The 23,073-nt window shown below is 67.8% G+C and carries 28 protein-coding genes; 18 read left to right on the top strand and 10 right to left on the bottom strand.

The genetic code is table 11. The annotated features are described in order from the left end of the window. Position 1: 1 nt before the first annotated feature. The 3 genes from ureC to KF941_RS18320 are packed head-to-tail and all read left to right on the top strand — an operon-like array spanning position 2 to position 3,157. Positions 2–1,717 carry an urease subunit alpha gene (gene ureC, locus KF941_RS18330; protein ID WP_214274142.1) on the top strand — a complete coding sequence of 572 codons (1,716 nt, stop codon included), beginning with the start codon at positions 2–4 and terminating at the stop codon, positions 1,715–1,717. Positions 1,718–1,730: 13 nt separating this feature from the next. Next, positions 1,731–2,345, top strand: a complete 615-nt coding sequence (ureG, locus tag KF941_RS18325) for an urease accessory protein UreG (RefSeq protein ID WP_114537762.1) — start codon at positions 1,731–1,733, stop codon at positions 2,343–2,345. Further along, positions 2,342–3,157 carry an urease accessory protein UreD gene (locus KF941_RS18320; RefSeq protein ID WP_214274141.1) on the top strand — a complete coding sequence of 272 codons (816 nt, stop codon included), beginning with the start codon at positions 2,342–2,344 and terminating at the stop codon, positions 3,155–3,157. Before ureG ends, KF941_RS18320 begins: the two co-directional genes overlap by 4 nt. On the opposite strand, the gene KF941_RS28095 is transcribed toward KF941_RS18320, so the two are convergent. Continuing rightward, the gene (locus tag KF941_RS28095; RefSeq protein ID WP_240540595.1) at positions 3,147–3,686 is read right to left on the bottom strand and encodes a hypothetical protein; all 540 of its coding nucleotides are present in this window, start codon (positions 3,684–3,686) and stop codon (positions 3,147–3,149) included. The two genes, KF941_RS18320 and KF941_RS28095, sit on opposite strands and share 11 nt — an antisense overlap. Positions 3,687–3,691: 5 nt before the next feature. Here KF941_RS28095 and KF941_RS28405 point away from each other — a divergent pair, with 5 nt between their 5' ends. Together KF941_RS28405 and KF941_RS18305 are read left to right on the top strand one after the other, a co-directional pair. Further along, on the top strand, positions 3,692–4,414 hold the full coding sequence (locus KF941_RS28405) for an urease accessory UreF family protein (protein ID WP_072463412.1): 723 nt from the start codon (positions 3,692–3,694) through the stop codon (positions 4,412–4,414). Between the two features lie 39 nt (positions 4,415–4,453). Next, on the top strand, positions 4,454–5,998 hold the full coding sequence (locus KF941_RS18305; RefSeq protein ID WP_214274140.1) for an ABC transporter substrate-binding protein: 1,545 nt from the start codon (positions 4,454–4,456) through the stop codon (positions 5,996–5,998). Positions 5,999–6,574: 576 nt separating this feature from the next. Here KF941_RS18305 and arsH read toward each other — a convergent pair. From arsH to KF941_RS18285, 4 genes are read right to left on the bottom strand one after another with little or no spacing between them, the layout of a single operon-like run. Next, on the bottom strand, positions 6,575–7,282 hold the full coding sequence (arsH, locus tag KF941_RS18300; RefSeq protein ID WP_214274139.1) for an arsenical resistance protein ArsH: 708 nt from the start codon (positions 7,280–7,282) through the stop codon (positions 6,575–6,577). Next, positions 7,279–8,352 (bottom strand): ACR3 family arsenite efflux transporter, encoded by a 1,074-nt coding sequence (gene arsB, locus KF941_RS18295; protein WP_214274138.1) that lies wholly within the window; start codon positions 8,350–8,352, stop codon positions 7,279–7,281. Before arsB ends, arsH begins: the two co-directional genes overlap by 4 nt. A gap of 12 nt (positions 8,353–8,364) precedes the next feature. Then, entirely contained in the window at positions 8,365–8,790 is a 426-nt protein-coding gene (arsC, locus tag KF941_RS18290) for an arsenate reductase (glutaredoxin) (protein ID WP_072463888.1), read from the bottom strand. A gap of 2 nt (positions 8,791–8,792) precedes the next feature. Further along, a complete protein-coding gene (locus KF941_RS18285) occupies positions 8,793–9,152 on the bottom strand; it encodes a metalloregulator ArsR/SmtB family transcription factor (RefSeq protein ID WP_072463889.1) in 360 nt (119 codons plus the stop codon). Positions 9,153–9,218: 66 nt separating this feature from the next. Here KF941_RS18285 and KF941_RS18280 point away from each other — a divergent pair, with 66 nt between their 5' ends. The 4 genes from KF941_RS18280 to KF941_RS18265 all read left to right on the top strand — a co-directional run bounded on the left by KF941_RS18280 (position 9,219) and on the right by KF941_RS18265 (position 11,581). Then, entirely contained in the window at positions 9,219–9,434 is a 216-nt protein-coding gene (locus KF941_RS18280; protein WP_214274137.1) for a hypothetical protein, read from the top strand. Positions 9,435–9,541: 107 nt separating this feature from the next. After that, positions 9,542–9,715 carry a hypothetical protein gene (locus KF941_RS18275; protein WP_214274136.1) on the top strand — a complete coding sequence of 58 codons (174 nt, stop codon included), beginning with the start codon at positions 9,542–9,544 and terminating at the stop codon, positions 9,713–9,715. 36 nt (positions 9,716–9,751) lie between these two features. Further along, positions 9,752–10,105: an SPW repeat protein gene (locus KF941_RS18270; protein ID WP_214274135.1), complete on the top strand. Its 354-nt coding sequence runs from the start codon at positions 9,752–9,754 to the stop codon at positions 10,103–10,105. Positions 10,106–10,204: 99 nt separating this feature from the next. Next, positions 10,205–11,581 (top strand): DegQ family serine endoprotease, encoded by a 1,377-nt coding sequence (locus tag KF941_RS18265; RefSeq protein WP_214274134.1) that lies wholly within the window; start codon positions 10,205–10,207, stop codon positions 11,579–11,581. 97 nt (positions 11,582–11,678) lie between these two features. Here the strand turns inward: KF941_RS18265 and KF941_RS18260 are convergent, their stop codons facing one another. The 3 genes from KF941_RS18260 to KF941_RS18250 form a co-directional block, all read right to left on the bottom strand. Then, a complete protein-coding gene (locus KF941_RS18260) occupies positions 11,679–12,467 on the bottom strand; it encodes a phytanoyl-CoA dioxygenase (RefSeq protein WP_214274133.1) in 789 nt (262 codons plus the stop codon). A gap of 310 nt (positions 12,468–12,777) precedes the next feature. Then, positions 12,778–13,464, bottom strand: a complete 687-nt coding sequence (locus KF941_RS18255; protein WP_214274132.1) for a thioredoxin family protein — start codon at positions 13,462–13,464, stop codon at positions 12,778–12,780. A gap of 2 nt (positions 13,465–13,466) precedes the next feature. Beyond that, on the bottom strand, positions 13,467–13,700 hold the full coding sequence (locus KF941_RS18250; RefSeq protein WP_214273065.1) for a hypothetical protein: 234 nt from the start codon (positions 13,698–13,700) through the stop codon (positions 13,467–13,469). 59 nt (positions 13,701–13,759) lie between these two features. On the opposite strand from KF941_RS18250, the gene KF941_RS18245 reads away from it, so the two are divergent. The 9 genes from KF941_RS18245 to KF941_RS18205 all read left to right on the top strand — a co-directional run bounded on the left by KF941_RS18245 (position 13,760) and on the right by KF941_RS18205 (position 19,387). Then, positions 13,760–14,986, top strand: a complete 1,227-nt coding sequence (locus KF941_RS18245; protein WP_214274131.1) for a helix-turn-helix domain-containing protein — start codon at positions 13,760–13,762, stop codon at positions 14,984–14,986. 9 nt (positions 14,987–14,995) lie between these two features. Next, positions 14,996–15,637 carry a glutamine cyclotransferase gene (locus KF941_RS18240; RefSeq protein WP_214274130.1) on the top strand — a complete coding sequence of 214 codons (642 nt, stop codon included), beginning with the start codon at positions 14,996–14,998 and terminating at the stop codon, positions 15,635–15,637. A 108-nt stretch (positions 15,638–15,745) separates the two neighbouring features. Next, on the top strand, positions 15,746–16,153 hold the full coding sequence (locus KF941_RS18235; protein ID WP_214274129.1) for a cupin domain-containing protein: 408 nt from the start codon (positions 15,746–15,748) through the stop codon (positions 16,151–16,153). 4 nt (positions 16,154–16,157) lie between these two features. Further along, positions 16,158–17,003 carry an aminoglycoside 3-N-acetyltransferase gene (gene aac(3) / locus KF941_RS18230; protein ID WP_214274128.1) on the top strand — a complete coding sequence of 282 codons (846 nt, stop codon included), beginning with the start codon at positions 16,158–16,160 and terminating at the stop codon, positions 17,001–17,003. Between the two features lie 33 nt (positions 17,004–17,036). Then, on the top strand, positions 17,037–17,447 hold the full coding sequence (locus KF941_RS18225) for a VOC family protein (protein WP_214274127.1): 411 nt from the start codon (positions 17,037–17,039) through the stop codon (positions 17,445–17,447). Positions 17,448–17,452: 5 nt separating this feature from the next. Continuing rightward, positions 17,453–17,884, top strand: coding sequence for a class I SAM-dependent methyltransferase (locus KF941_RS18220; protein ID WP_214274126.1), 432 nt, complete (start codon positions 17,453–17,455; stop codon positions 17,882–17,884). A 78-nt stretch (positions 17,885–17,962) separates the two neighbouring features. After that, positions 17,963–18,280 (top strand): hypothetical protein, encoded by a 318-nt coding sequence (locus tag KF941_RS28085; RefSeq protein WP_240540480.1) that lies wholly within the window; start codon positions 17,963–17,965, stop codon positions 18,278–18,280. A gap of 162 nt (positions 18,281–18,442) precedes the next feature. Then, positions 18,443–18,796, top strand: coding sequence for a DUF2200 domain-containing protein (locus tag KF941_RS18210; protein ID WP_214274125.1), 354 nt, complete (start codon positions 18,443–18,445; stop codon positions 18,794–18,796). Positions 18,797–19,084: 288 nt separating this feature from the next. Then, positions 19,085–19,387 (top strand): zf-TFIIB domain-containing protein, encoded by a 303-nt coding sequence (locus KF941_RS18205; protein ID WP_072463914.1) that lies wholly within the window; start codon positions 19,085–19,087, stop codon positions 19,385–19,387. 312 nt (positions 19,388–19,699) lie between these two features. Here KF941_RS18205 and KF941_RS18200 read toward each other — a convergent pair whose 3' ends face one another. Both KF941_RS18200 and KF941_RS18195 read right to left on the bottom strand, forming a co-directional pair. After that, complete coding sequence (locus tag KF941_RS18200) at positions 19,700–20,383, bottom strand: response regulator (RefSeq protein WP_036759496.1); 684 nt, start codon at positions 20,381–20,383, stop codon at positions 19,700–19,702. Beyond that, positions 20,380–23,067: a sensor histidine kinase KdpD gene (locus tag KF941_RS18195; protein ID WP_214274124.1), complete on the bottom strand. Its 2,688-nt coding sequence runs from the start codon at positions 23,065–23,067 to the stop codon at positions 20,380–20,382. The genes KF941_RS18200 and KF941_RS18195 overlap by 4 nt, the downstream gene beginning before the upstream one ends. Positions 23,068–23,073: the final 6 nt, after the last annotated feature.

Here is a 23,073-nt window from a genome sequence, read left to right as displayed (position 1 = left end):
CGTGGCTTGCAGCATCGAAAGAAGCCGCTACCTGCAACTCTACGGACCGACGACCGGCGATTGCGTGCGGCTGGGCGACACGGGCCTGTGGGCGAAGGTCGAACGGGATCTGTGCGTGGGTGGCGATGAGCTGGTGTTCGGCGCCGGCAAGACCCTGCGCGCCGGAACCGGCTGCGACGGGGCGCTGACCGCTGCCGAGGGCATGCCCGACCTGATCGTGACGAATGCCCTGGTCATCGACGCCGTGACCGGGATCTTCAAGGCGGATATCGGCATCCGCAAGGGTCGCATCATCGGGATCGGCAAGGCCGGCGATCCCAACATCATGGACGGCGTGACGCCGGGCCTGACCGTGGGCGTGAACACGGACGTTCGCGCGGCCGAGGGGTTGATCGTCACCGCGGGCGGCATCGACTGCCATGTGCATTTCATCGACCCCGGCCAGGTGGACGAGGCGCTTTGCGCGGGCGTCACCACAATGATGGGCGGTGGGTTGGGCCCGACGACGGTGCCCATCGCCTCGACCGGGACCACCAACCTTGGGCTGATGCTGCAGGCGGCCGAGGCGTTCCCGATGAATTTCGGCTTCATCGCCAAGGCCGCCTCGCATCGGGTCGAGCCGCTGCTGGAACAGCTTGCCGCCGGGGCGGCGGGGCTGAAGATCCATGAGGACTGGGGTGCAAGTCCGGCGGTGATCGACGCGGCGCTGAAGGCGGCCGGGATCGGGGGCGGCCAGATCCAGCTGCACAGCGACACGTTGAACGAAGCGGGTTTCGTGGAACACACGATCCGCGCCATCGGCGACCGCGGCATCCACGCCTATCATGTCGAGGGTGCGGGCGGCGGTCATGCGCCCGACATCATCCGCATCTGCGGGCGCGACAATGTCCTGCCTTCCTCGACCAACCCGACGAACCCGTTCACGATCAATACGTTCGACGAACACTTCGACATGGCAATGACCAGCCATCACCTCAATTCCCGCCTGCCCGAGGATGTGGCCTTCGCCGAAAGCCGCATCCGGCGCGAGACGATAGGGGCCGAGGACGTCCTGCACGATCTGGGCGCGATCAGCGCCATCGGCTCGGACAGCCAGGGCATGGGCCGGATCGGCGAGACCATCGCGCGCACCTGGCAACTGGCGGAACATATGCGCGACCTGCGCGGCAGCCTGGACGAGGATCGCGGCACCGGCGCCGACAACTTCCGTATCCGCCGCTATGTGGCGAAATACACGGTCAATCCGGCGCTGATGTTCGGCATCGGCCACGAGGTCGGCTCGATTGCGGTCGGCATGCTGGCCGACCTGGTTTTCTGGCGCCCGGACAGCTTCGGGGTCAAGCCGGAGCTGGTCTTGAAGGCGGGCTTCCCGGTTTGGGCGCCGCTGGGCGAGGCCAACGCCTCGTTGATGGCATGCGAGCCGGTCCGCTATCGCCCGATGTGGGGCTGTTTCGGGCGCGCTCCGCAAAGCCTTGGCCTGCGTTTCGTTGCGCCGGCGGCGGTCGGGAACGGCCTTGCCGAGCGGCTGGACCTGCGCGCAAGGCTTTCAGCCGTCTCGGACACGCGGGCGCTGCGCAAGCGCGACATGGTGCTGAACGACGCGCTGCCCGACATCGCCGTCGATCCCGAAAGCTTCCAGGTCCGCATCAATGGCGAGGTGGCGGACAGCCCCCCGGCAGAACGTGTTTCGCTGGGCCAAGGATACATGCTGAAATGAGACGGAGGATGACATGGCGGCGGTGAGGATCGGAATCGGCGGCCCGGTCGGATGCGGCAAGACCCGGTTGGTCGAACGCTTGCTGCCGATCTGCCAGGACGAGGGCGTATCGGTCGCCGTGATCACGAACGATCTGGTGACTGCCGAGGATGCCGAACGGGTCCGCCGTTCCGGCCTGATCGACCCCGACCGGGTGCTGGGCGTCGAAAGCGGGGCCTGCCCGCACACGGCGATCCGCGAGGATCCTTCGGTGAACATCGAGGCGGCGGAATATCTGGAAAGCCGCTTTTCCCCCGACCTGATCCTGATCGAAAGCGGTGGAGACAACCTGGCCGCGACCTTTTCCAGCGAGTTGGTGGATTGGTGGGCGTTCGTCATCGACGTCTCGGCTGGCGACGACATTCCGCGCAAGCGGGGCCTGGGTGTCCTGCGTGCCGACCTGCTGATCGTGAACAAGATCGACCTGGCCCCGCATGTCGATGCCGATCTGGACCGGATCCGGCAGGACGTTGCCGCCGCGCGGCCGGGTCGCCCCTCGCTCTTCACCGATCTGCGCCGGGATCGGGGCGTGCGCCCGGTTTTCGACGAGATCGCCCGATCCGCGCTGTTCCACAGGGTCGCCGAATGAACGAGGGGCATCTGTTGCTGCATCTGGTCCGGGATGGCGGGGGCCGGACCCGGCTTGCCCGCCGGCGGCAATGCTATCCCCTGACGACGACGGCGGTCCTGCCCCTTGCTGAAGAGGACACGGCGCTGATCTATGTCCAGAATGCCGCGGGATCGGTCTTCGGCGGCGACAGGCTGTCGGTCGATATCCGGCTGGATGAGGGGGCCGAACTCTGCCTCTCGACACCCGCCGCGACGCGGTTGCAGGGGGACGTCCTCTCGGTGCAGACGACCCGTATTTCCGTGGCGCGGAACGGTTTTCTGGAATCCGTGCCGGACATGGTCATCCCCCATGCAGGGGCCTGCCATCACCAGATTACCCGGTTGGCGATGGAAAGGGATGCGAGTGCGATCCTTCTGGACAGCATGGCGCCGGGCCGTGTGGCGCGGGGCGAGCGGCACGACTATGCCCTTGTCCTGCTGCGGCTGGTCGTGATGTGCGAGGGCCGCGACATCCTGATCGACGGTGCGCGCTTCTGCCCCGCAGAGGCCGATCCCGCCCTGGCAGGCGCCTTGGGCGAAGAGGGCTATGTCGGAGCGCTTTTTGCCCTGAGCGCGCAGGTGGATTCCGTGGCTCTGGCCGCCGACATCGCCGCTTCGCTTGACGGCACGCAGGGGGCCTTCGGCGGCGCGGCCCCGCTGGCATCGGGTTACGGCGTCGTCGCGCGCTTTCTTGCCGCGGATGCTCCAGCATTGCGCGCGGCCAGCCACCGGGCCTGGGACGCGGCAAGGCGCCGGATGAGGAACCGTCCGGCGCCTGTCCTTAGAAAATGAAGGAAAGATCATGCTGATCGTTGGTGAAATCCTGGGTCATGCCGATGAAACGCGTTTTCGCCACCGGCGGCGGGACAGGATATGGATCGCCGCCGCCGATGCGGGCCGGCGCCGGCTTCGCAGGACCAGCGAAGCGGGCGCCGATGTCGGCATCGACCTGCAAAAGCCAGGCTGGCTGTCGGATGGCGCGGTTCTGGACGATGACGGAACCCGTATCCTGACCGTGGCCCGCCTGCCGGAAGAGGTGATGATCGTCACCCTGTCCGAAACCGATATTCTGGCGGCGTTCCGGGTCGGGCATGCCCTTGGAAATCGCCACGCCCCCTGTGAGTTGCGGGGCCGCGAAGTCATCGTTCCCGTGACCGAGACCCCCGAACTGACCGCACGCCCGCTGCTGGCGCACAATATCGACCCCGCGCATATCCGTTTCGCGCGCATACCCTTTGCGGCGGATGCCCCGCCTGTCTGCGCGGGGGCCGGGCACGATCATCCGGCGGACCGGCCGCGTCATCATCACCACCACCATCACGCAGAATGACCCATGACACGACGTCTGGCGCGCTGGCGGATGGCCCGGCGCTGCTGGCCCTGATGCAGCTGTCGGACACCGCCCTGCCCATCGGGCGGCACGCCCATGCCCTGGGACTGGAGCGCCTGCTGCGCGACGGCCGGGTGCCCGACGAAAGGCGCCTCCGGCAGATCGTTGTCTCGGCACTGATGCAGGGGGGCGCCCGCTGCGACGGGGCGGCGGCATCCCTTGCGCATCAGGCCCTGACATCCGGGGATGAGGCCCGGTTGTTGGCCATCGACGCCCGGCTCGATTGCCTGAAGCTGACCGATGCAGCACAGGCGGCCTCTCGCCGATGCGGTCGCAGGCTGGCGGTGCTCGCACCCTCGTTGTCGCGCGACGCGGTGCTGGCGGATTATGCGGGTGCCATCGCCACGGGCCGCAGTCCCGGCCATCTGGCGGTGATCTCGGCGGCAACCTCGGCGGCCTGCGGCGTTTCCCGCCCGGCTGCGGTTCTGATGGAACTGCGTGGCATCGCCACGATGATCCTGTCGGCGGCGGTGCGCCTGGACATCGTGCCTGCGGCGGCGTCGCAGGCGGTGCTCGCCGGTTTCGCGCCCGAGATCCTGGCGGCCAGCCGGATCGCGCTGGCGACCGCGCTGGACGAGATGGAATGCAGCGCGGCCGCCGTGATCGAGACGGCCGCCATGCGCCATGCGCGGGACCACGGCCGCTTGTTCGCCACATGAATACCGCAACGAAGCAAGGGCCGGCACGGAGTGATGGGAATGGATGAGAGAGATGTTCTGCGCGTGGCGCTGGACTGGGAGGTGGACGGGATCGACCCGCCCCGGTCCTTTGGCGGCTGGAATACTGGTCGCGTGGTCCAGCAGACCCATGAAAGCCTGATGGAGGACGATTTCGACGCTGCTCCGGCAAGTGCGGGCCAGCCGACCGCAATCGTCCCGCGCCTGGCCCAAAGCTGCGACGTCTCGGACGACGCCCGCCGGTTCCTGTTCCGTCTGCGCCCCGGCATCCGCTTTCACGATGGCGCGCTGCTCGATGCCGAAGCCGTGGTTCTGAACTACGCCCGGTTCTGCGATCCGGAATCGCCCATGTTTTCGCATGAAGCGGCCGATCTGAACCGCGCGGCGGCAGAGCTGATCGCGAAGGTCCGGGCAGTCGATTCCCTGACGGTCGAAATCACGCTCAGAGAGCCGTCGCCGGAATTCCTGCGCTACATGACGCAAGAGGATGCGCCTGGCGCGCAGTCGCTGGTCAGCCCGCTGGCGCTGAAGCGTTTCGGTCCTGACGGATGCGCCGAGCGCGCGCCCGGAACCGGCGCGTTCCGCTTTCATCGGCGCTTTGACACGCCCCATGGTTCGGGGGTCGAACTGGTGCGGAACGACGATTACTGGGGCGGTCGGCCACGGCTCTCGGGGATACGCTTTCTGCCCTTTCCCGATCTGGGCGACCGGCTGCGGGCTCTGGCCGAGGGGCGGGTGGATATGGCCTATAGCCTCGAGGGCGCCGATCTCGAAGAACTGGCTGCGCAGGGCTTCACCATTCCGGAATACCATCCGCCATACATCTGGTATCTGGTCTTCAATCTGCGCGATCCGCAGATGGCCGACATCAGGGTCCGCCGCGCGATTGCCCATGCGATTGACCGTGAAGCCTTGTGCGCAAAACTGTTTCCGGGGGCCGCGGTTCCGGCATTCGGCATGCTGCCTCCCGGCTCGCCGTCCCATGATCCGCAGGCCGGGGATCTGTATCCCTACGATCCGGATCGTGCCCGCGCTCTGCTTGCCGAGGCGGGCGCGGCAGAAAGGCTGACGCTTCATGCCCTGGGGGCGCGCGCAGGCTCGGCCCAGCTCGATCCCGGCGCGATCTACCGGCAGATGGAACAGAGCCTCGCCGCGGTCGGCATCCGGCTGAAGGTTACGCTTCGTCCCGACTGGGTCGGCTATTGCAACGAGTGGCGGCAGGGCGCGGCATCCGGCATCTCTTTCAGCGAGATGAGCTGGGCGATGTCCAGCGATCTTTGGCTGCGGCAGGTATTGCACAGCCGCAACGCCTCGCCTGTCGGATTCAATGCGGGTTATGCGTCCGATCCGCTTCTCGATGAATTGCTTGATCGCGCAGCAGGAACGCTCGCGGGGGCCGAACGCCTGCGGCTTTATCGGGAAGCCGGCCGGCGGGTTATGGAAGAACTGCCGGTTTTGCCGCTTCTGAACACGCGGCGGGGCATGGTCGCGCTTTCGGCCCGGGTGAAGGGATTGGTTTCCATAAACCAATGCTGGCACGATCTGCGTGGAGTCGATCTCGATTAGCAGCTGATTTGTCCAAACCCGACAAACTGTCGTAGGTAATTATTGCACGGAACCGCATGGACGACAAAAGATACATCCGCCATATCGGATGGACGAGACGGCGGTTCGAAGGACGAGGGAAACAGTATTCGGGATGTAGGCGGGGGATGTACAACCCTAGCTGCAGGCCCAAGGACTGCCAGTCCGAGTCATGAGAGTTGTTGCCGCTCAGTGGGCTTCTCATCGTAGTCGGCAGCGGTCTTGGCGCCCGCCTCCTTACCCATCAACTGCTCGGCAGCAAGATTGATTATTTAACAGGCTGCTGAAAAAGGATTTTGAGAGGGCGACGCAGCGGAAATCGTTCTGGATCCAGCTAATATCGGCCCGAAAATGGGGTGTTTTCGGCAAATTTGAGGCGGATTTCCCGGTTCCCCGCCCGCGCTGTCCTGTCGCAAGGACTTTTTCACCAGCCTGCTAATGCAGCAGGTCGGGCCTTGAGCCTTCCATACCCGGTTCAGACCTGATCAGCAGCTCTTCACGGCACGATCCGGTTGCATCTCGCGATCAGCCCCCAGCCGATATCGCGCATCCTCAGCCTCACGTCGCGGCCTTCAGGTTCACCCGCTCTTCCAGCTTTGCGGTCGCTTCCTTGCGCTCGCTGTAGCGGTCGGTCAGGAAGGCCGACAGGTCGCGGGTCAGCAGGGTGAACTGCACCAGTTCCTCCATCACGTCGACGATGCGGTCGTAATAGCTCGACGGCCGCATGCGCCCGGCCTCGTCGAATTCCTGCCATGCCCTGGCGACCGAGGACTGGTTCGGGATCGTCAGCATCCGCATCCAGCGGCCGAGCACGCGCATCTGGTTCACCGCGTTGAAGCTCTGCGAGCCGCCCGAGACCTGCATCACCGCCAGCGTCCGGCCCTGCGTCGGCCGGATCGCCCCCATCGACAGCGGAATCCAGTCGATCTGCGCCTTCATCACCCCGGTCATGGCGCCGTGGCGTTCCGGGCTGGTCCAGACCTGGCCCTCGGACCACAGACAGGCGTCGCGCAGCTCCTGCACCTTGGGATGCGACGGTTCGGCATCCTCGGGCAGCGGCAGGCCGTTGGCGTGGAACACCCGCGTCTCGCAGCCGAAATGCCGCAGCAGGCGTTCGGCCTCCAGCGTGGCGAAGCGGCTGCAGGAGTGTTCGCGCAGCGAGCCGTAGAGCAGCAGGATGCGCGGCGGATGCGTCGCGCGGGGGATGTCCGGGATCGCGGGCGCGCGCAGGCAGTCGGGCGACAGGTTCGGCAGGTCGGGGATCATGCGCGGGCCTCTTGCGGGGTTGCTTCGGGAAACCAACGGCGGCCCAGCCACAGGGCGGCGTTGACCAGAAGGATCAGCACCGGCACCTCGACCAGCGGGCCGATCACGGTGGCGAAGGCCACGGGCGAGGCGAGGCCGTAGGCGGCGATGGCGACGGCAATGGCCAGCTCGAAGTTATTGCCGGCGGCGGTGAAGGCGATGGCGGTGCTGCGCGGATAATCCCTGGCGATCAGCCGGCCCATGGCAAAGCTGACCAGGAACTGGATGGCGAAATACAGCACCAGCGGCACGGCGATCCTGACGGTGTCGAGCGGTAGGCGCACGACATCGCCGCCCTTCAGGCTGAACATCGCGACGATGGTGAACAGCAGCGCGGCCAGCGTGATCGGGCTGATCCTCGGCAGGAAGACGTTTTGATACCACTCCTCGCCCCGGCGCCGGATCAGCACACGCCGGGTCAGGAAACCGGCGGCGAAGGGGATGCCCAGGTAGATCAGCACCGCCTCCGTCACCGTCCAGAAGCCCACGTCGATCACGCTGCCCTCCAGCCCGAACAAGGGCGGCAGCACGGTCAGGAACAGCCAGGCATAGGTCGAGAAGAACAGGATCTGGAAGATCGCGTTGAAGGCCACCAGCCCGGCGACATATTGCCCGTCGCCGCGCGCCAGCTGGTTCCAGACCAGCACCATGGCGATGCAGCGCGCCAGGCCGATCAGGATCAGCCCGGTCATGTATTCGGGGCTGTCGCGCAGGAAGATCACCGCTAAGGCGAACATCAGCACCGGCCCGATCAGCCAGTTCTGCACCAGCGACAGCACCAGCACGCGCCTGTCGGCAAAGACCTGGGGCAGTTCCTCGTAACGCACCTTGGCCAGCGGCGGATACATCATCAGGATCAGCCCGATGGCGATGGGGATGTTGGTCGAGCCGACCGCCATGGCGTTCAGCGCATCCGGCAGGCCGGTGAACACGGTGCCCAGCAGGATGCCGAACGCCATGGCCGCGAAGATCCACACGGTCAGGTAGCGGTCGAGAAAGGAAAGCCGGCGGGCCGGGCGGTCGGGTGTCATCACCTGTTCCTTTCAGGCCGAGCGGATGCGGTTGCCCTGGGCATCCACTACCGGCGCGCCGTCCTCCTTGCTGAAGGCGGCGCGCTGCGGCGGCAGCAGGTCCAGCACCTGCTCCGAGGGCCGGCAGAGCCGCACCCCCCTGGGGCTGACCACGATGGGCCGGTTGATCAGGATCGGATGCACCATCATCGCCTCGATCAGCGCCGCGTCGGGCAGTGCCGGGTCGTCCAAGCCCAACTCCGCATAGGGCGTGCCCTTTTCCCGCAGCAGCGCGCGAGGTGCGATGCCCATGCGGGCGATCAGCCGTTCCAGCATCGCGCGCGAGGGCGGCGTCTTGAGGTATTCCACCACATGCGGCTCGATCCCGGCATTGCGGATCATGGCCAGGACGTTGCGCGAGGTGCCGCAGTCGGGGTTGTGGTAAATGACGACATCCATGCTCAGGTCTCTCGGGTCAAAGTGGGGTCACAGGCACAATCCAGCGCGGCCGCGACCGGCGCGCAGATGTCCGGGTGGCCGTCGCAGCAATCGCGCATCAGGAATTCGATCAGCCCGGCTAATGTGGCAAAGACGGCGCTGTAGATGATGAAGCGCCCTTCGCGCCGGGACCGGATCAGCCCGGCATGTTCGAGGTGGGTCAGGTGAAACGACAGCCGCGAGGTGCTGGCGCCGCCCAGGGCCTCGCCGATGGCCCCGGCCGCCATGCCCTCCGGCCCGGCCTTGACCAGCAGCCGGACGATGCGTAGCCGGGTTTCCTGCGACAGCGCCGCAAAGCCGGCAAGGGCGCGTTGCTCTTCCATCGAATCAACCTCTCAAGATGTGTTGAGACAATGAAGGTGAGACCTGATGCTGTCAAGCCAGCAGGTGTGTCTCGACGATGGCTGCTCGGGGAATCCGCGGGGGTCAGGCGCCGGATCCTGACGAACCCGGCCTGGACCGAATACCTGATCGACCAGGCGACCAACGAGGGCATGCCCGAGAACGGCCGGCCCTCGTATCTGGCCGAGGCCCGGCAGGCGCTGCTGGCGCAGGAGCGCAAGGCGGCGGGGCGGGCCGCTTCCGGCGCGCGGAAGGCGGCATGAGGTGCGGCCATGGACCCGCTCGTCGTGCTTGATTGCCAGAAGGTGCTGCCGGACAGGTTCGCCCTGACGCTGGCCGCAGCAGGGCGCTGCTTCAGGGCGCCGGGGCGATGCTCGACATGCCGGGCGCCAGCCCTGCAGAACTGGCGCTGCACGAGATGGCGGCGGGGCTGCTGACGCGGGATGAGATCGCAGCGATCCCGCCCGAAGCAGGCCGGGCAGCCCTGCCGCCGCCCGGGCCCGCCGCCGCATCCAGCCTTCCCCCGCAAGGGAAGGTCCATTGACGGGATCACCAAGCAACCGACAAGGAGGAGTGAACGATGCTGAAATCCCTGTCTCTCGATCGCCGGACGGCATTCGACATCGCCAATGTCGTTGCCGGTCTCGGTCTTCTGCTGTCGCCCTGGTATCTCGGCTTCGCGGCCGAGACCGCCGCGGCGGGGAACGCCTGGATCATCGGGGCAGCGATGACGCTGATCGCCTTGGCCGCGCACAGGCTTGAGGAATGGGCCAATGCCGCCCTTGGCCTCTGGGCGGCGATCGCGCCCTGGGTTCTGGGCTTCGCGACCCTCGCGGCGGCGATGTGGGTGCATGTGATCGCCGGTCTGATCGTCGCGATCCTGGCAGGCTTCAGCCTGTGGTCGGGCGACGACCGGCCCTATTCGACAGCGTGACGTTCCGAACGGCCCGGCAACCCGCCGGGCCGTTTTCACGTTCCCCGTCTGGTCTCGGGCGAGAAAGGAAATCCACCACCGATCAAACGGAAATTGCCGATGTCGATGAAAATCCTCCGACTGCGCGCGGCTGCCATCACGCTGTGCACGATCCTGGCGCTGGTCGCGCCGTCCCCGGCGGCTGTCGGCCAACCCATGCCCGAGGCGGCGGGCGGTATTCCCACCATTGCCCCGATGCTGTCGCGCGTCACCCCGGCGGTGGTCAATATCGCGGTCGTCTCGGAAACGCCGGCGGTATCGAACCCGCTTTACAACGATCCCTATTTCCGCCGTTTCTTCGATCTTCCCGACCCGCCGATGCGGCGGCAGATGAGCGCCGGCTCCGGCGTGATCGTCGACGCCCAGAACGGCTATGCGCTGACCAATCACCACGTCGTCGCCGAGGCCAGCGCGATCAGCGTCACGCTGAAGGACGGGCGCCAGTTCCGGGCCGAACTCGTCGGCGCCGACCAGGCCACGGAAATCGCCCTGCTGCGAATCGAGGCCGAGGATCTGGTCGCGCTGGAGATCGGCGATTCCGACCGCCTTCAGGTCGGCGATTTCGTCGCCGCCATCGGCAACCCCTTCGGCCTGGGCCAGACGGTGACCTCGGGCATCGTCGGCGCGCTGGGACGCAGCGGCATCAGCCGCGAGGGCTATGAGGATTTCATCCAGACCGACGCCTCGATCAACCCGGGTAATTCGGGCGGCGCGATGGTGACGCTGGACGGCAGGCTGGTCGGTATCAACACCGCCATCCTGACCCCGGCGGGGGGCAATATCGGTATCGGTTTCGCGGTGCCCAGCAACATGGCCGTCGCCGTGATGCAGCAGCTGATCGAGCACGGCGAGGTGCGGCGCGGCAGGCTGGGGATCGGCATGCACGACCTGACGCCCGATCTGGCCGAGGCGCTGGAGCTGGGCGGCATCCACGGCGCGGTCATCGCGAATGTCGAGCCCGGCTCGCCTGCCGAGAAGGCGGGGCTGAAGGCGGGGGACGTGGTGGCCGCTGTCGACGGCGCCCCGGTGCAGGGCGCCACGCATCTGCGCAACCGATTGGGCCTGACGCCCGTCGGCAGCACCATCCGCCTGACGGTCAGGCGCGAGGGGGACGAGCGGGAAGTCGACCTGTCCATCACCGCCGAAGCCACCTCCTCCGGTGATTTCGCTGGCACGCCGCTGGATGGCGCCCGGTTGCGCAACGCCTCGGCGGAGGAGGCGCGCCGGGCGGGCAGTGCCGGGATCACGGTCGACAGCGTCGAGCCGGACAGCCTTGCGGCATGGGTCGGTCTGCGCCGCGGCGACATGATCGTCGCCGTCAACCGGACGCCGGTTTCATCGGTCGCGGATTTGCGTGACATGCTTGCCGGCCGCCGTGCCATCGTGGCGCTGGAACTGATCCGCGACGGCAACCGTCTTTTCATGGTCGCAAGGTGAACGACGGCCGTGGCATGGAGAGGACCGGGAAGACGCAGGGTGTCGTCACCGATGCCTGGGCGTCGCTCATCTGACGGAGCCCCGGACCTTGCCGGCTTCAGAACGCCGGCCCGCAAGCCCTGCGGATGGCGAGTTGGACCGGCGAGGGCGGCAAGGCCAGGTCGAACTCGGCTCTTGGCAGCAAGGGCGGCTGCGCCATGAAGCGGGGTCTTGTCCCCCGGTGCGGTTGCGCCGCATGGACCAGAAACGGATCGCACAGATAGACCGTGCCCGCCGCGCCCGTCGCCAGTGCCTCGGGGCAGGTCTCGGTCGAGGCATAGCCGTTCGCCGACAATTGCCGCAGCGTCGCGCCTGCCGTGCCATAGGGCAGTAACTCGCGCGCAATGGCCATATGCGAGCCCTGCCTGATCCGGGTCGGTGCATCGCCGGGCCCGACATCCGAGAACAGGAACAGCATCAGCAACGCGCGGCCACTGCTTTTGACATTGACCCGCCACTCCATGAAATCCGGGCTGTCGCCGAAGCTCATGTCCACATGCCAGCCATCGTCGCCGGGGGCGATGGGCAAGGGGAAGCGGATCGGGAAGCTGCCGAGGCCCTGCGGCGCAAGCCAGCGCCCCGGCCCGGCAAGCTGGTCATAGGCCCGATGCAGCAGCGGGGTGTTGGCGGCCTGGACGAAGGCGGGCGTGAACATCGATGCGATCCGGATGACGGGTCGCGTCCAGCCCTCGGGCCGGTCGGGCGAGAGGCCCGCAGCTGCCCACAACTCGTCCCGGCATTGCCGGGCGAGGTCGGTGGGGAAGGCGCCGTCGATCCTGACGAAGCCGTCCTCGATGAAGCTCTGGACCTGACGCTCGGCCAGGCCGGTGGGTTCGGGATGGGTCATCACGCATTCTCCGCTTGGCGCCCCAATCGCGGGCGCCGTGTCGATCTGATGGCGCGAAAGCGCCGGCGGCAGGGCCGGTCAGATCAGCGGGAAGAATGTGGACATGAACATCATGGTCGCAATTTAGGGCGGGCAGCCGGGGGCTGCAAGCCGTGTCCCCTGGCCGCTTGCGACCTGTTCCCCTTGCTCGCGGTTATCGAGGGGCATTCTTGCCCGGCCAGCAGGCACCCCAGCCATCGTCAGGACAGATGCCCTGATATCGTCCAGAGCGCCGGATGCTCAGCGCCCGCCCTGATCCTCTGCGCCCGGCTCAGTATTCGTCATGCAGCCTGAGCCAGCTCATGGCGCCGTTTTCATTGCGGCCCTTTGGGGTCAGGTCCAGCCAGTTGAACGCGCCCATCAGCAGTTCCACGCCGCGGTGATAGGTGGAATAGCTGTGGAAGAGGACGCCGTCCTGCCGCACGAAGATGCTGACCCCGAACATGTCCGGGCTCTTCTCGATCACCGTCCCGTAGTTGTAGATCGCCCGGCCGGCCGCGCGATCCTCCTCGGTGAACGAGACGCCGAAATCGTAGTTGAAATCGCCGTCGTCCGACGACAGCCAGGGAAAGCGCCAGCCCATGCGCCGCCGGACCTCCTCGATCCGCTGGACCGGGGCGCGCGAGACGGCGGCGAAGGCCAGGTCGGCCTGCTCGAAATGCTGCCGGGCGGCATCGACATGGTCGACGACGAAGGAACAGCCCGAGCAGAGATGATCGGAACCGGGCGTCAGCATGAAGTGATAGATGGCAAGCTGGCTGCGGGTCCCGAACAGGTCGCCCAGCGTCACCTCGCCGTCGGGCCCCATGAAGCGATAGGGCTTGTCGATGCGGACCCAGGGCATCCGCCGCCGCTCGGCGCGCAGGGCGTCGAGCTGGTGGGTCATGTCGCGTTCGCGGGCCAGCAGCGCCTTGCGGGCTTCCAGCCATTCCTCGCGGGAAACGATGGCTTGGGTCATGGTCAGTCTCCTTTCCGGGTTGGGTCTTGGCCTGCCATCAGCCGCAACCAGGGCGGCAGGTGGAACAGGCTCATCAGCAGATACATCATGGTCATGCCGTACAGCGGCAGCGGACCGGGCCCGGACAGGCAGAGCGCGGGCGAGGCCGCCGTGATCCAGGCCATGACGGCGAAGCAGGGCGCCGCCGCAAGGGCCAGCCAGCCTGCCGCGCCGGGCTTTCCCGTGGGCGTTGTCATTCCGGGCCTCCCGTCCGATGCTTTGCAGCAACGACTCTAGGACGGGGCGGCATCCGGGCGTGAGTAACAAGGATGACGGGATTGCGGCGGCTGCGCAGGCGCTGGCGGCGGGGGATGCGCTGACGGCGCTGAAGCGGGTCGCCCTGCGCGACGATCCGCCCGCGCTGGCGCTGCGCGGCATCGCCATGGCGCAACTCGGCGATCTCGACCGGGCGCGCGATCTGCTGCGCCGCGCCGCGCGAGGGTTGGGTGCCGATCCCCTGGCCCGTGCCCGCTGCCGGCTGGCCGCGGCGGAAATCGCGCTGGTCACGCGCGACCTGGGCGGTCTGGAGCAGGCGCTTGGCACGGCGCGAGGCGCGCTTGCGGCGCAAGGCGACTGGGCGAACGCCGCCCATGCCGGCTACCTGCAGGCCCGGCTGCTGCTGCTGACCGGGCGTCTCGATCAGGCCGAGGCGGTGCTTGAGACGCTGGATGCCGCCGCGCTGCCCCCGGCCTCGCGTCCCGGCTGCTGGCTGGTCGCCGCCGGCATCGCCATGCGGCGCATCCGGGCCGGCGATGCGCGGGCCGCGCTGGACCGGGCCGCCCTTGCCGCGCATCAGACAGGCATCGCCGCATTGGCGGCCGAGGTCGCACAGGCGCGCGCCGCCTTCGACGTCCCGGCCGCGCGGCTGATCGAAAACGGGCGCGAGACCCTGCTGGACCTGGCCGGGGTCGAGGCGCTGATCGGCTCGGACCTGCTGCTGGTCGATGCCTGCCGCAACCTTCTGCGCGGCGGCGCGATGCTGGTGCCACTGGCCGGGCGGCCGGTGCTGATGGCGCTGCTGCGCGCGCTGGCCGAAGCATGGCCCGGCGACGTGCCGCGCGAAACCCTGCTCGCGCGTGCCTTTCGCGCCCGCCATGCCGACGAGTCGCATCGGGCAAGATTGCGGGTGGAGATCGGGCGGCTGCGCGAACACCTCTCCCTGCTGGCCGGGATCAGCGCGACGGGCCGGGGCTTTGTGCTGGAGCCGTGCGTCGTGCGTAGGGTCGCCGTGCTGGCCCCGCCGGTCGAGGGTGATCATGCCGGGCTGCTGGCCCTGCTGGCCGATGGCGAGGCCTGGTCGAGTTCGGCGCTGGCCCTGGCTTTGGATGTCAGCCCGCGCAGCGTGCAGCGCGGGCTCAAGGCGCTGGAGCGGGCCGGCTGGGTCGAATGGCTGGGCCACGGCCGCGCCCGGCGTTGGATCGCGCGGAGCGTGCCGGGCTTCCCGACAAGCTTGTTACTCCCGGCGCCCGTGCCGATGCGCTAGGATGGCCCCATGAAACGCATGGCCGAAATCATCCGCGAATACGGCCCCTTTCCGGGGATCGAGGAGGTGCATGGCGTCAGTTTCGACGGAAGGCAGGTCTGGTTCGCCAGCGGCGAGCGGCTGAACGCGCTGGACCCCGACAGCGGCGAGCTGCTGGGCGCGCTGGAGATTCCCGCCGATGCCGGCACGGCCTTCGACGGCCGGCATCTGTTCCAGATCGCCGGGCCGGTCATCCGCAAGATCGACCCGGAGAGCGGCGAGGTCCTGGCGACCATTCCCGCGCCGGAGGGCGGCAATTCCGGGCTGGCCTGGGCCGAGGGCTCGCTTTGGGTCGGCCAGCATCGCGGGCGGCGCATCCACCAGGTCGATCCCGAGACCGGCAAGGTGCTGCGCAGCATCGACTGCGACCGCTTCGTCACTGGCGTCACCTGGATCGAGGGCGCGCTCTGGCACGGCACCTGGCAGGGCGAGGAAAGCGACATCCGGCGCATCGACCCCGCCACCGGCGCAGTGCTGGAACGGCTGGAGATGCCGCCGGGCACCGGGGTCTCGGGGTTGGAATCGGATGGCGGCGCCCGGTTCTTCTGCGGCGGCGGCAGCAGCGGCAAGTTGAGGGTCGTTCTGCGCAAGGCGGATCAGGACGCGACATAGGGCCTTCGGTTCTTGCTGCGCAAACCGGCCCCTCGCTCGGAACCTGACAGCGGGGCCTCGGCGGGCTATGCTGTCGGGGTCCTTTCCATCAGCCAGCGGGAGGCAGCGATGAGCGACGAACACGCGGACAAGGGCGTTCTGCACCTGCCGCCGGGCGAGGGACGGCGCTACGTCCTCGGCCGGATGACGGCGGTGTTCAAGGCCGATGAGGATGAGACGGCTGCGCGCTACAGCGTCTCGGAATGGTGGCTGGAGCCCGGCGCCGACGGCCCGGGCGCGCATGCGCATGAAGTGAATGACGAGATCTTCTACGTGATCGCCGGCACGGTCGGCTTCCTTGCCGGGGAGGACTGGCTGGACGCGCCGCAAGGGACGTTCCTGCGCATCCCGGCCGGCGTGACGCATGACTTCAGGAACCGCACCGCCGAGCGTGTCGGTGTCCTGAACGTCTTCATCCCTGGCGGGTTCGAGCGCGACATGCCCGCCATCGTCGACTGGTTCAGGGACAATCCGTAGGCCCATGCGCGGCAAGGCCACGATCACGGCGGATCTTCGGCGGCTTGGCTTGCAGCCGGGCGATCTGGTGATGGTCCACGCCTCGCTGAAGGCGCTCGGCCCGGTCGAGGGTGGCGCAGCCGGGGTCGCCCAGGCGCTCATGGATGCCGTGGGGCCGGGCGGCACGGTGATGGGATATGCCTCCTGGGACCGCTCGCCCTATGAGGAAACCCTGAACGGCGCCCGGATGGACGAGGCCCTGCGCCGCGACTGGCCCGCCTTCGATCCCCGGACCGCCGGGACATATCGCGGCTTCGGCTTGTTGAACCAATTCCTTGCGGACTTGCCGGAGGCCCGGCGCAGCGCCCACCCGGATGCCTCGATGGTCGCGGTCGGCCCGCTGGCCGGGACCCTGGACGAGCCGCACCGGCTGGGCCAGGCCCTGCGCGAGGGCTCGCCGCTGGAACGCTTCGTCCGCCTTGGCGGCAAGACCCTGCTGCTGGGGGCGCCGCTCGATGCGGTGACCGTGCTGCATTATGCCGAGGCCGTCGCCGACATCCCCGGCAAGCGCCGCGTCAGCTATGAGATGCCGATGCCGGGCCCGGATGGCCGGACCATCTGGGAGGCTGCCACGGATTTCGACTCGAACGGCATCCTCGATTGCTTCGCGGTCGAGGGCCAGCCGGATGCGGTCGAGACCATCGCCCGCGCTTATGTCGCGACGGGCCGGTACCGGGAGGGCATGGTCGGCGCCGCGCGCTGCCATTTGTTCGACGCGCAGGATATCGTCGCCTTCGGGGTCGACTGGCTTGAGCGGCAGTTCGGATCGGTGCTGCATCCACGGTCACGCCGAGACGGCCGAGACATTTGACCGGGCATGGCCCCAATCTGACAGGAGGAACGCATGATGGAAGCTCCGCGCATCTACCCGACCTTCCGCTTCCGCGACGCGGCGGCGATGATCGACTGGCTGGAAAGGGCCTTCGGCTTCACCACCCATGCGAAATACATGGATGGCGAGAAGGTCGCCCATGCCGAACTGGCCTTCGGCTCGTCCATGATCATGTGCGGCGACGACAGGGACGACGCCTATGGCGGGATGGTGGGCCAGCCGTCGGGGCAGGGCGGCAAGTCGCTCTATATCGCCGTGGATGACGCTGACGCGATGTTCGCCCGTGCCAAGGCCGCCGGCGCGGTGATCGAGGAGGGGCTGACCGACCGCGACTACGGCAGCCGCGAATTCATCTGCCGCGATCCCGAGGGCAATTTGTGGTGCTTCGGCACCTGGTGGCCGAAGGTCACCGACAAGACCTGAGCATCATGGCCCCGCGGATATCGAACCGCATCGCGTGTTTCGTGGACGCCCCGCCGCTGGCGCCGGGCCATCGGGTGCTGGAGATCGGCTGCGGCCCCGGCGTAGCGGCCCGCGAGGTCTGCCGCCGCATCGGCAACGGCTTCGTCCTCGCCATCGACCGCTCGGCCAGGGCGATCGACAGCGCGGTGGCCGGATCGAAACCCGAGATCGCCTCGGGCAGCCTCCGGTTCCGGCAGGTGGCGGTCGAGGATTTCGAACTGCTGGCCGATGAAGCGCCCTTCGACATCGCTTTCGCGATGCGTGTCGGGGCATTGGACGGCCGCCATCCGGAGATCGGGCAACGCGCCCTTGAACGATTGCGGGCCGCATTGAAACCGGCGGGACGGCTGTTCATCGACACGGGGCATCCGGTTCGGGAGATCAGGCTGGACAGGTGACGGGCTATGGATTGAGCGCGGGAATCGCCGCTGAACCCCTGCTGAATTAAACGGATGGCATAACAACAGGGGACGCTTATGGCCGATATCGACCTGCATGCCTTGTCGCTGGCCGAACTGAAGCAGCTGGAAAAGAACGTGGCCAAGGCGATCGCCTCCTTCGAGGATCGCCGCAAGGCCGAGGCCCGCGCGGCGGAAGCGGTGGCAAAGCAGCACGGCTTTTCTTTGAGCGATCTCGCACGATATCGGTTGGTCGCTCTGGGATCCCATCGGCTTGCTGGACCCGGAAAGCCGGCCGGGCAGCTGGGGCGACGAGGCCAACCTGTCCTTCGCGGACGAATACGACAGCTATCTGATCGCGGCGGCATCCCAACTGCGCCGGGGAACGCCGCGTGACGATGTCGTCGCTTTCCTGGTCGACATCGAGACCCAATACAGGGGGATGGGCCACAACCCGAGTGCCCGGCCAAGGGCGGAAGCGGTCGTGGATGCGGTCCTCGCCGACGAGGGTCTCTGGACATGGCCCGATGCGCCGGGGCGGTTCGGTCAGGAGGCGAGATGACCAGGCACAGGATCTTTACCACCAGCTTCGCCAGCGTTTATCCGCACTACCTGGCAAAGGCGGAGAAGAAGGGCCGAACCAGGGCCGAGGTCGACGAGATCATCTGCTGGCTGACCGGCTATAGCCCGGAGGAACTGGCGGCCCGGCTGGACGACCAAACGGATTTCGAGACCTTCTTTGCCGAGGCCCCGCGCATGAACCCGGCGCGCTTCCTGATCAAGGGCACGGTCTGCGGCATCCGGGTGGAGGAGATCGAGGACCCGCTCATGCGGGAGATCCGCTATCTGGACAGGCTGATCGACGAACTGGCCAAGGGCAAGCCGATGGAGAAGATCCTGCGGAAAGGGTGAGCCGCCCACTGGCACGGCTGTTAACATCTTGTCCGGCGACATGCCGCCGGCTGGCGGCCTTTTCCGGTATCTGTCCGCGTCATTCTCTGAGCGTTCCGTCTGTTGGCTTGACCAGCCGCCGGGTCATGAGGATGCTGCCGGCGTAGCGAGCTGCAGTCGCAGGTGGCGTGTATCATCCTCTGGCAGCCTGTCGTGATCGATCTCCGCGCAACGGTTCAGTGTGGCCTTGTGTACTCGCGCCACGGAGCACATCTTAAGTTCTCCGACAGCCCCATCGAGGAACACAAGATGAAATGCCCGATAGACGACGAGACGCTGGTGATTGCCGAGCGCGGGGGCGTAGAAATCGACTATTGTCCCAAATGCCGTGGGGTCTGGCTGGATCGCGGGGAACTCGACAAGATCATCGAGCGCGCGGCACAGGCAACCGCGCCCATGGATTCGGAACGCGACCGTCGGCCGCTTCAGGATCGCGACAGAAGAGATGACCGGCGCGACCTTTCTCGCCATCCCTCTGCGGACGATGACCGTGGGTATGGCAGGAAGCCCAAACGGCGTGAGAGCTTTCTCGGGGATCTCTTCGATTTCTGACGCCTGGCTTCCCCGGCCGCGTCCGCACCTCGGGTTTCATCCACAAAGAATATATCCCGCCATGCGGCTATCTGGGGCGGGGGCCGGGTTGGCGAGCATTTGCCACCTATCCTGAATGTCGGGGGCCTGAATATCGTGGGCAGAACCCGCGGGCCCCGACCCGCGCGGCGTGGGAATGCGGCGCGGATATTCCGCGCCACGTCAGCGTAGCCGGGTCAAGCTCGTCGTAAACGCAAAGTCCGCCGCTCCTGCGAACGGTGGAATTTGGCATGCAGATTGCGTTTCAGGATGCGGCCGGGCCAGCGGCTCGTCTCAGCCCTCGGCCAGCCGATACCCCACGCCCGGTTCGGTGAAGATCCAGCGGGGGTCGGCGGCATCGTCGCCGAGCTTGGCGCGGAGCTGGCGGATATAGACGCGCAGATACTGGCTGTCGCCGGCATGGGCCGGGCCCCAGATGGCGCGCAGGATCATGTCCTGCGTGACCAGCCGGCCGGCATGGGTGGCCAGAAGCCAAAGAAGGTCGAATTCCTTGCGGGTCAGGTGCAGGTCCTCGCCCGCCAGGCTTGCCCGGTGGTCGGCCGCGTCAATCGACAGCGGACCAAGGGTCAGCACCGCTGTCGCCGCCTCGGCCGCGCGGTCGCGCAGAAGGCCGCGCAGGCGGGCGAGCAGCTCGCCCGTCGAGAAGGGCTTGGTGACGTAGTCCTGCGCGCCTGCGTCGAGGGCGGCGATCTTGCCGGCCTCGTCGCTGCGCACGGACAGGACCAGCACCGGCACCGCGGACCATTCGCGCACCCGCTTCAGCACCGTGATCCCGTCGGCATCCGGCAGGCCCAGGTCCAGGATGATCGCCGCCGGCGCCTCCTTGGCGGCAAGGGCCACCCCCTCATGCGCCGTCGCGGCCTCCGAGACCAGATGCCCCTCGGCCTCCAGCGCCACGCGCAGGAAGCGGCGGATCGGGGTTTCGTCCTCGACGATGAGGATGCGGGCGGCGCTCAATGGGTCAGCTCCGGGTTTGTCAGCGGCAGGTCGATCGCGATCCGGGTGCCGCGGCCGTCGGCATGCACCGGCTCGGCCCGGATCGTGCCGCCATGGGCTTCGACGATTCCCTTGCAGATGGCAAGGCCGAGGCCGGTGCCGCCCTGTCCGCCGTCGCCCTGGCCCACGCGCCAGAACATGTCGAAGACATGGCCCGACGCGCCGGGGGGAAGGCCGGGGCCCTCGTCCTCGATCGCCAGGGTGGCACGGGCGCCATGGGTGCTTGCGGAAATGCGGATCGGCGTGCCGGGACCGGCATATTTGCGCGCATTGTCCAGGATATTGACCACGACCTGCTCGATCAGGATCGGATCGACATGGGCGGGCGCCATGTCCTCGGGGATGGTCACCATGACCGGGTTGTCGCGCAGCGGCCCGCGCAGCCGGTGCCGCGCCGTGCCCACCAGCTCGCGCAGGTCGGTCGGCACCGCGTTCGGGCGCAGCGCGCCATGGCCCAGCCGGGTCATGTCGAGCAGGTTCTGGATATAGCGGTCCAGCCGCTCGCCCTCTTCGCGGATGGTCTCGACCAGGATGTCGCGCCCCTGGGGCCCAAGGCCGGGCTGGTCCAGCCCCTCGGCGGCGCCCAGGATCGAGACCAGCGGCGTGCGCAGGTCGTGGCTGACCGAGGACAGCAGCGCGCTGCGCAGCCGCTCGGTTTCGCTGGTGACGCGGCTTTGCGCCAGATCCTCGGACAGGCGGATGCGCTCCAGCGCCAGCGCCACCTGATCGGCCAGCGCCTCGAGCAGGCGGCGGTCGCCGGGGCCGGGCTCGCGCCCGTCCTCATAGGCGATGCCCAGCGTGCCGAGGCGCCGCTCCGCCCCGGACAGCGGCAGAAACAGCCAGCGCGAGGCCGGCAGCGTTCCCGACCCGCGCCCGGCCGGCTCGCCATGGTCGAAGGCGTATTGCGCGGCCGATCGCTCTCGCGGTTCCAGCCGGTCCTCGGGCGGAAAGGCGCCGGCTATGGCAAGCGCGCCGCCTTCGTCGGGGACCAGCAGGATCGATTCGCATTCCAGCACCGTCGCCACATGGCTGACCGCCGCCCAGACCACATCGTCGAAAGAGGCCGCCCCGGCCGCCTTGCGCGAGAAATCGTAAAGCTTGCGGGTCCGGTCCGCGATGGCCCGCTGCGCGATGACGCGGCTGCGCAGCCGCGCGGCCAGGTTGCCGGTCAGGATCGAGGCGGCCAGGAACAGCACCAGCGTCAGGAATTCGCCCCGGCTCCAGATGTGAAGCGTCAGGCGCGGTTCGGTAAAGAGAAGGTTGTAGGTCAGAAAGCTCAAGACCGCCGTCGCGACCGAGGGCCAGAGGCCGAAATATGCGGCAACGGAAACCACCGCCGTCATATAGATCAGCGACAGGCTGAGGACCGGAAACAGCCGGTCGGCAGAGATCGCGACCAGACTGGCGCCGGCCACGACCGCGATGACGATGCCCGCAAGACGCAGGCCGTGCGGCAGGTCGGGCGGGGTCGGAGCGTGCCGTTTCCGGCCGGCGCGGGCCTCGTCGCCGACCAGGGTCAGCTCGAAATCGGTGGCGCGCCTTGTCAGGCCGGCAAGGAAACGTTCCCGCGCATCGGGCAGCAGCCGTGCCAGCCATGGCCGCGCGGGCGGGCGCGGCAGGATGATCCGGCGAATGTTCTGGCGCCGGGCGAAATCCAGCACCTCGGAGACCGCATCCCCCTCGACCTGCAAGGTCGAGATATCGGCGCCCAGCCTTTCCGCCAGCCGCAGCGCAGGCCCGGTCTCGTCCTGGCCATCGGCACGGCGGTTCTGTTCGTCGCGCAGGCTGGTCAGCGCCAGCACGAACCATTCCACCCGCGCCCGGTCGGCCGAACGCTTGCCGATGCGGATGGCGTCGCGGCCGACCGCGCCCTCGGGCAAGAGCACCAGGATGCGCTCCTGCGTCGGCCATGGCCCGGCGATGGCATTGGTGGCCATGTGCTCTTGCAACTGGGCGTCGACCCTGTCGGCGGCCGTGCGCATGGCCAGTTCGCGCAGCGCGGTCAGGTTGCCCTTGGCAAAGAAATTCGCCACCGCGCGCGCGGCCTGGTCCTGGACATAGACCTTGCCCGCGCGCAGCCGGGCGATCAGCTCGTCCGGCGGCAGGTCGATCAGCTCGATCTCATCGGCCATTTCCAGCACGCGGTCGGGGACCGTCTCGCGCACGCGGACGCCGGTGATGCGGGCGACGGTGTCGTTCAGCGTCTCGACATGCTGGACGTTCAGCGTGGTATAGACGTCGATCCCCGCCGCCAGCACGTCCTCGACATCCTGCCAGCGTTTTTCGTGCCGACCGCCGGAAAGGTTGGAATGCGCAAGCTCGTCGATCAGCGCCAGGTCGGGGCGGTAGGCGATCAGGGCATCGGTGTCCATCTCGTGCAGGATGCGGCCGCTGTGGATGACGCGGCGGCGCGGCAGCACCTCCAGCCCGCGCAGCAGCGCCTCGGTCTCGGCGCGGCCATGGGTTTCGACCACGCCGACCAGCACCTTGACGCCTTCGGCCGCACGCAGCCGCGCGGCCTCGAGCATGGCATAGGTCTTGCCCACCCCCGGCGCCGCGCCCAGAAAGACCTTGAGCCGCCCGCGGCCCTCGCGGCGGGCCTCGGACAGCAGGGCCTCGGGTTCGGGGCGGCGGGGCTCAGACATCGGTCT

The organism is Paracoccus sp. pheM1, assembly GCF_018499825.1.
GTDB classification, from domain to species: Bacteria; Pseudomonadota; Alphaproteobacteria; order Rhodobacterales; family Rhodobacteraceae; genus Paracoccus; species Paracoccus versutus.
The sequence above is the reverse complement of the archived record's forward strand: the minus strand, read 5'-3'. Positions and strand labels throughout refer to the sequence as shown.

What these genes read in the sequence shown, in the direction of transcription:
- KF941_RS18255 (WP_214274132.1), bottom strand. Translation starts at nt 13,464, where the DNA reads ATGACCCAAGCCATCGTTTCCCGCGAGGAATGGCTGGAAGCCCGCAAG.
- ureG (WP_114537762.1), top strand. Translation starts at nt 1,731, where the DNA reads ATGGCGGCGGTGAGGATCGGAATCGGCGGCCCGGTCGGATGCGGCAAG.
- KF941_RS18305 (WP_214274140.1), top strand. Translation starts at nt 4,454, where the DNA reads ATGGATGAGAGAGATGTTCTGCGCGTGGCGCTGGACTGGGAGGTGGAC.
- arsH (WP_214274139.1), bottom strand. Translation starts at nt 7,282, where the DNA reads ATGATCCCCGACCTGCCGAACCTGTCGCCCGACTGCCTGCGCGCGCCC.
- KF941_RS18205 (WP_072463914.1), top strand. Translation starts at nt 19,085, where the DNA reads ATGAAATGCCCGATAGACGACGAGACGCTGGTGATTGCCGAGCGCGGG.
- KF941_RS28085 (WP_240540480.1), top strand. Translation starts at nt 17,963, where the DNA reads ATGGCCGATATCGACCTGCATGCCTTGTCGCTGGCCGAACTGAAGCAG.
- KF941_RS18225 (WP_214274127.1), top strand. Translation starts at nt 17,037, where the DNA reads ATGATGGAAGCTCCGCGCATCTACCCGACCTTCCGCTTCCGCGACGCG.
- KF941_RS18285 (WP_072463889.1), bottom strand. Translation starts at nt 9,152, where the DNA reads ATGGAAGAGCAACGCGCCCTTGCCGGCTTTGCGGCGCTGTCGCAGGAA.
- KF941_RS18260 (WP_214274133.1), bottom strand. Translation starts at nt 12,467, where the DNA reads ATGACCCATCCCGAACCCACCGGCCTGGCCGAGCGTCAGGTCCAGAGC.
- KF941_RS18195 (WP_214274124.1), bottom strand. Translation starts at nt 23,067, where the DNA reads ATGTCTGAGCCCCGCCGCCCCGAACCCGAGGCCCTGCTGTCCGAGGCC.
- KF941_RS18265 (WP_214274134.1), top strand. Translation starts at nt 10,205, where the DNA reads ATGTCGATGAAAATCCTCCGACTGCGCGCGGCTGCCATCACGCTGTGC.
- KF941_RS18270 (WP_214274135.1), top strand. Translation starts at nt 9,752, where the DNA reads ATGCTGAAATCCCTGTCTCTCGATCGCCGGACGGCATTCGACATCGCC.
- KF941_RS18240 (WP_214274130.1), top strand. Translation starts at nt 14,996, where the DNA reads ATGAAACGCATGGCCGAAATCATCCGCGAATACGGCCCCTTTCCGGGG.
- KF941_RS18210 (WP_214274125.1), top strand. Translation starts at nt 18,443, where the DNA reads ATGACCAGGCACAGGATCTTTACCACCAGCTTCGCCAGCGTTTATCCG.
- KF941_RS18235 (WP_214274129.1), top strand. Translation starts at nt 15,746, where the DNA reads ATGAGCGACGAACACGCGGACAAGGGCGTTCTGCACCTGCCGCCGGGC.
- KF941_RS28405 (WP_072463412.1), top strand. Translation starts at nt 3,692, where the DNA reads ATGACCCATGACACGACGTCTGGCGCGCTGGCGGATGGCCCGGCGCTG.
- KF941_RS18320 (WP_214274141.1), top strand. Translation starts at nt 2,342, where the DNA reads ATGAACGAGGGGCATCTGTTGCTGCATCTGGTCCGGGATGGCGGGGGC.
- arsB (WP_214274138.1), bottom strand. Translation starts at nt 8,352, where the DNA reads ATGACACCCGACCGCCCGGCCCGCCGGCTTTCCTTTCTCGACCGCTAC.
- KF941_RS18275 (WP_214274136.1), top strand. Translation starts at nt 9,542, where the DNA reads ATGCTCGACATGCCGGGCGCCAGCCCTGCAGAACTGGCGCTGCACGAG.
- KF941_RS18250 (WP_214273065.1), bottom strand. Translation starts at nt 13,700, where the DNA reads ATGACAACGCCCACGGGAAAGCCCGGCGCGGCAGGCTGGCTGGCCCTT.
- KF941_RS18220 (WP_214274126.1), top strand. Translation starts at nt 17,453, where the DNA reads ATGGCCCCGCGGATATCGAACCGCATCGCGTGTTTCGTGGACGCCCCG.
- arsC (WP_072463888.1), bottom strand. Translation starts at nt 8,790, where the DNA reads ATGGATGTCGTCATTTACCACAACCCCGACTGCGGCACCTCGCGCAAC.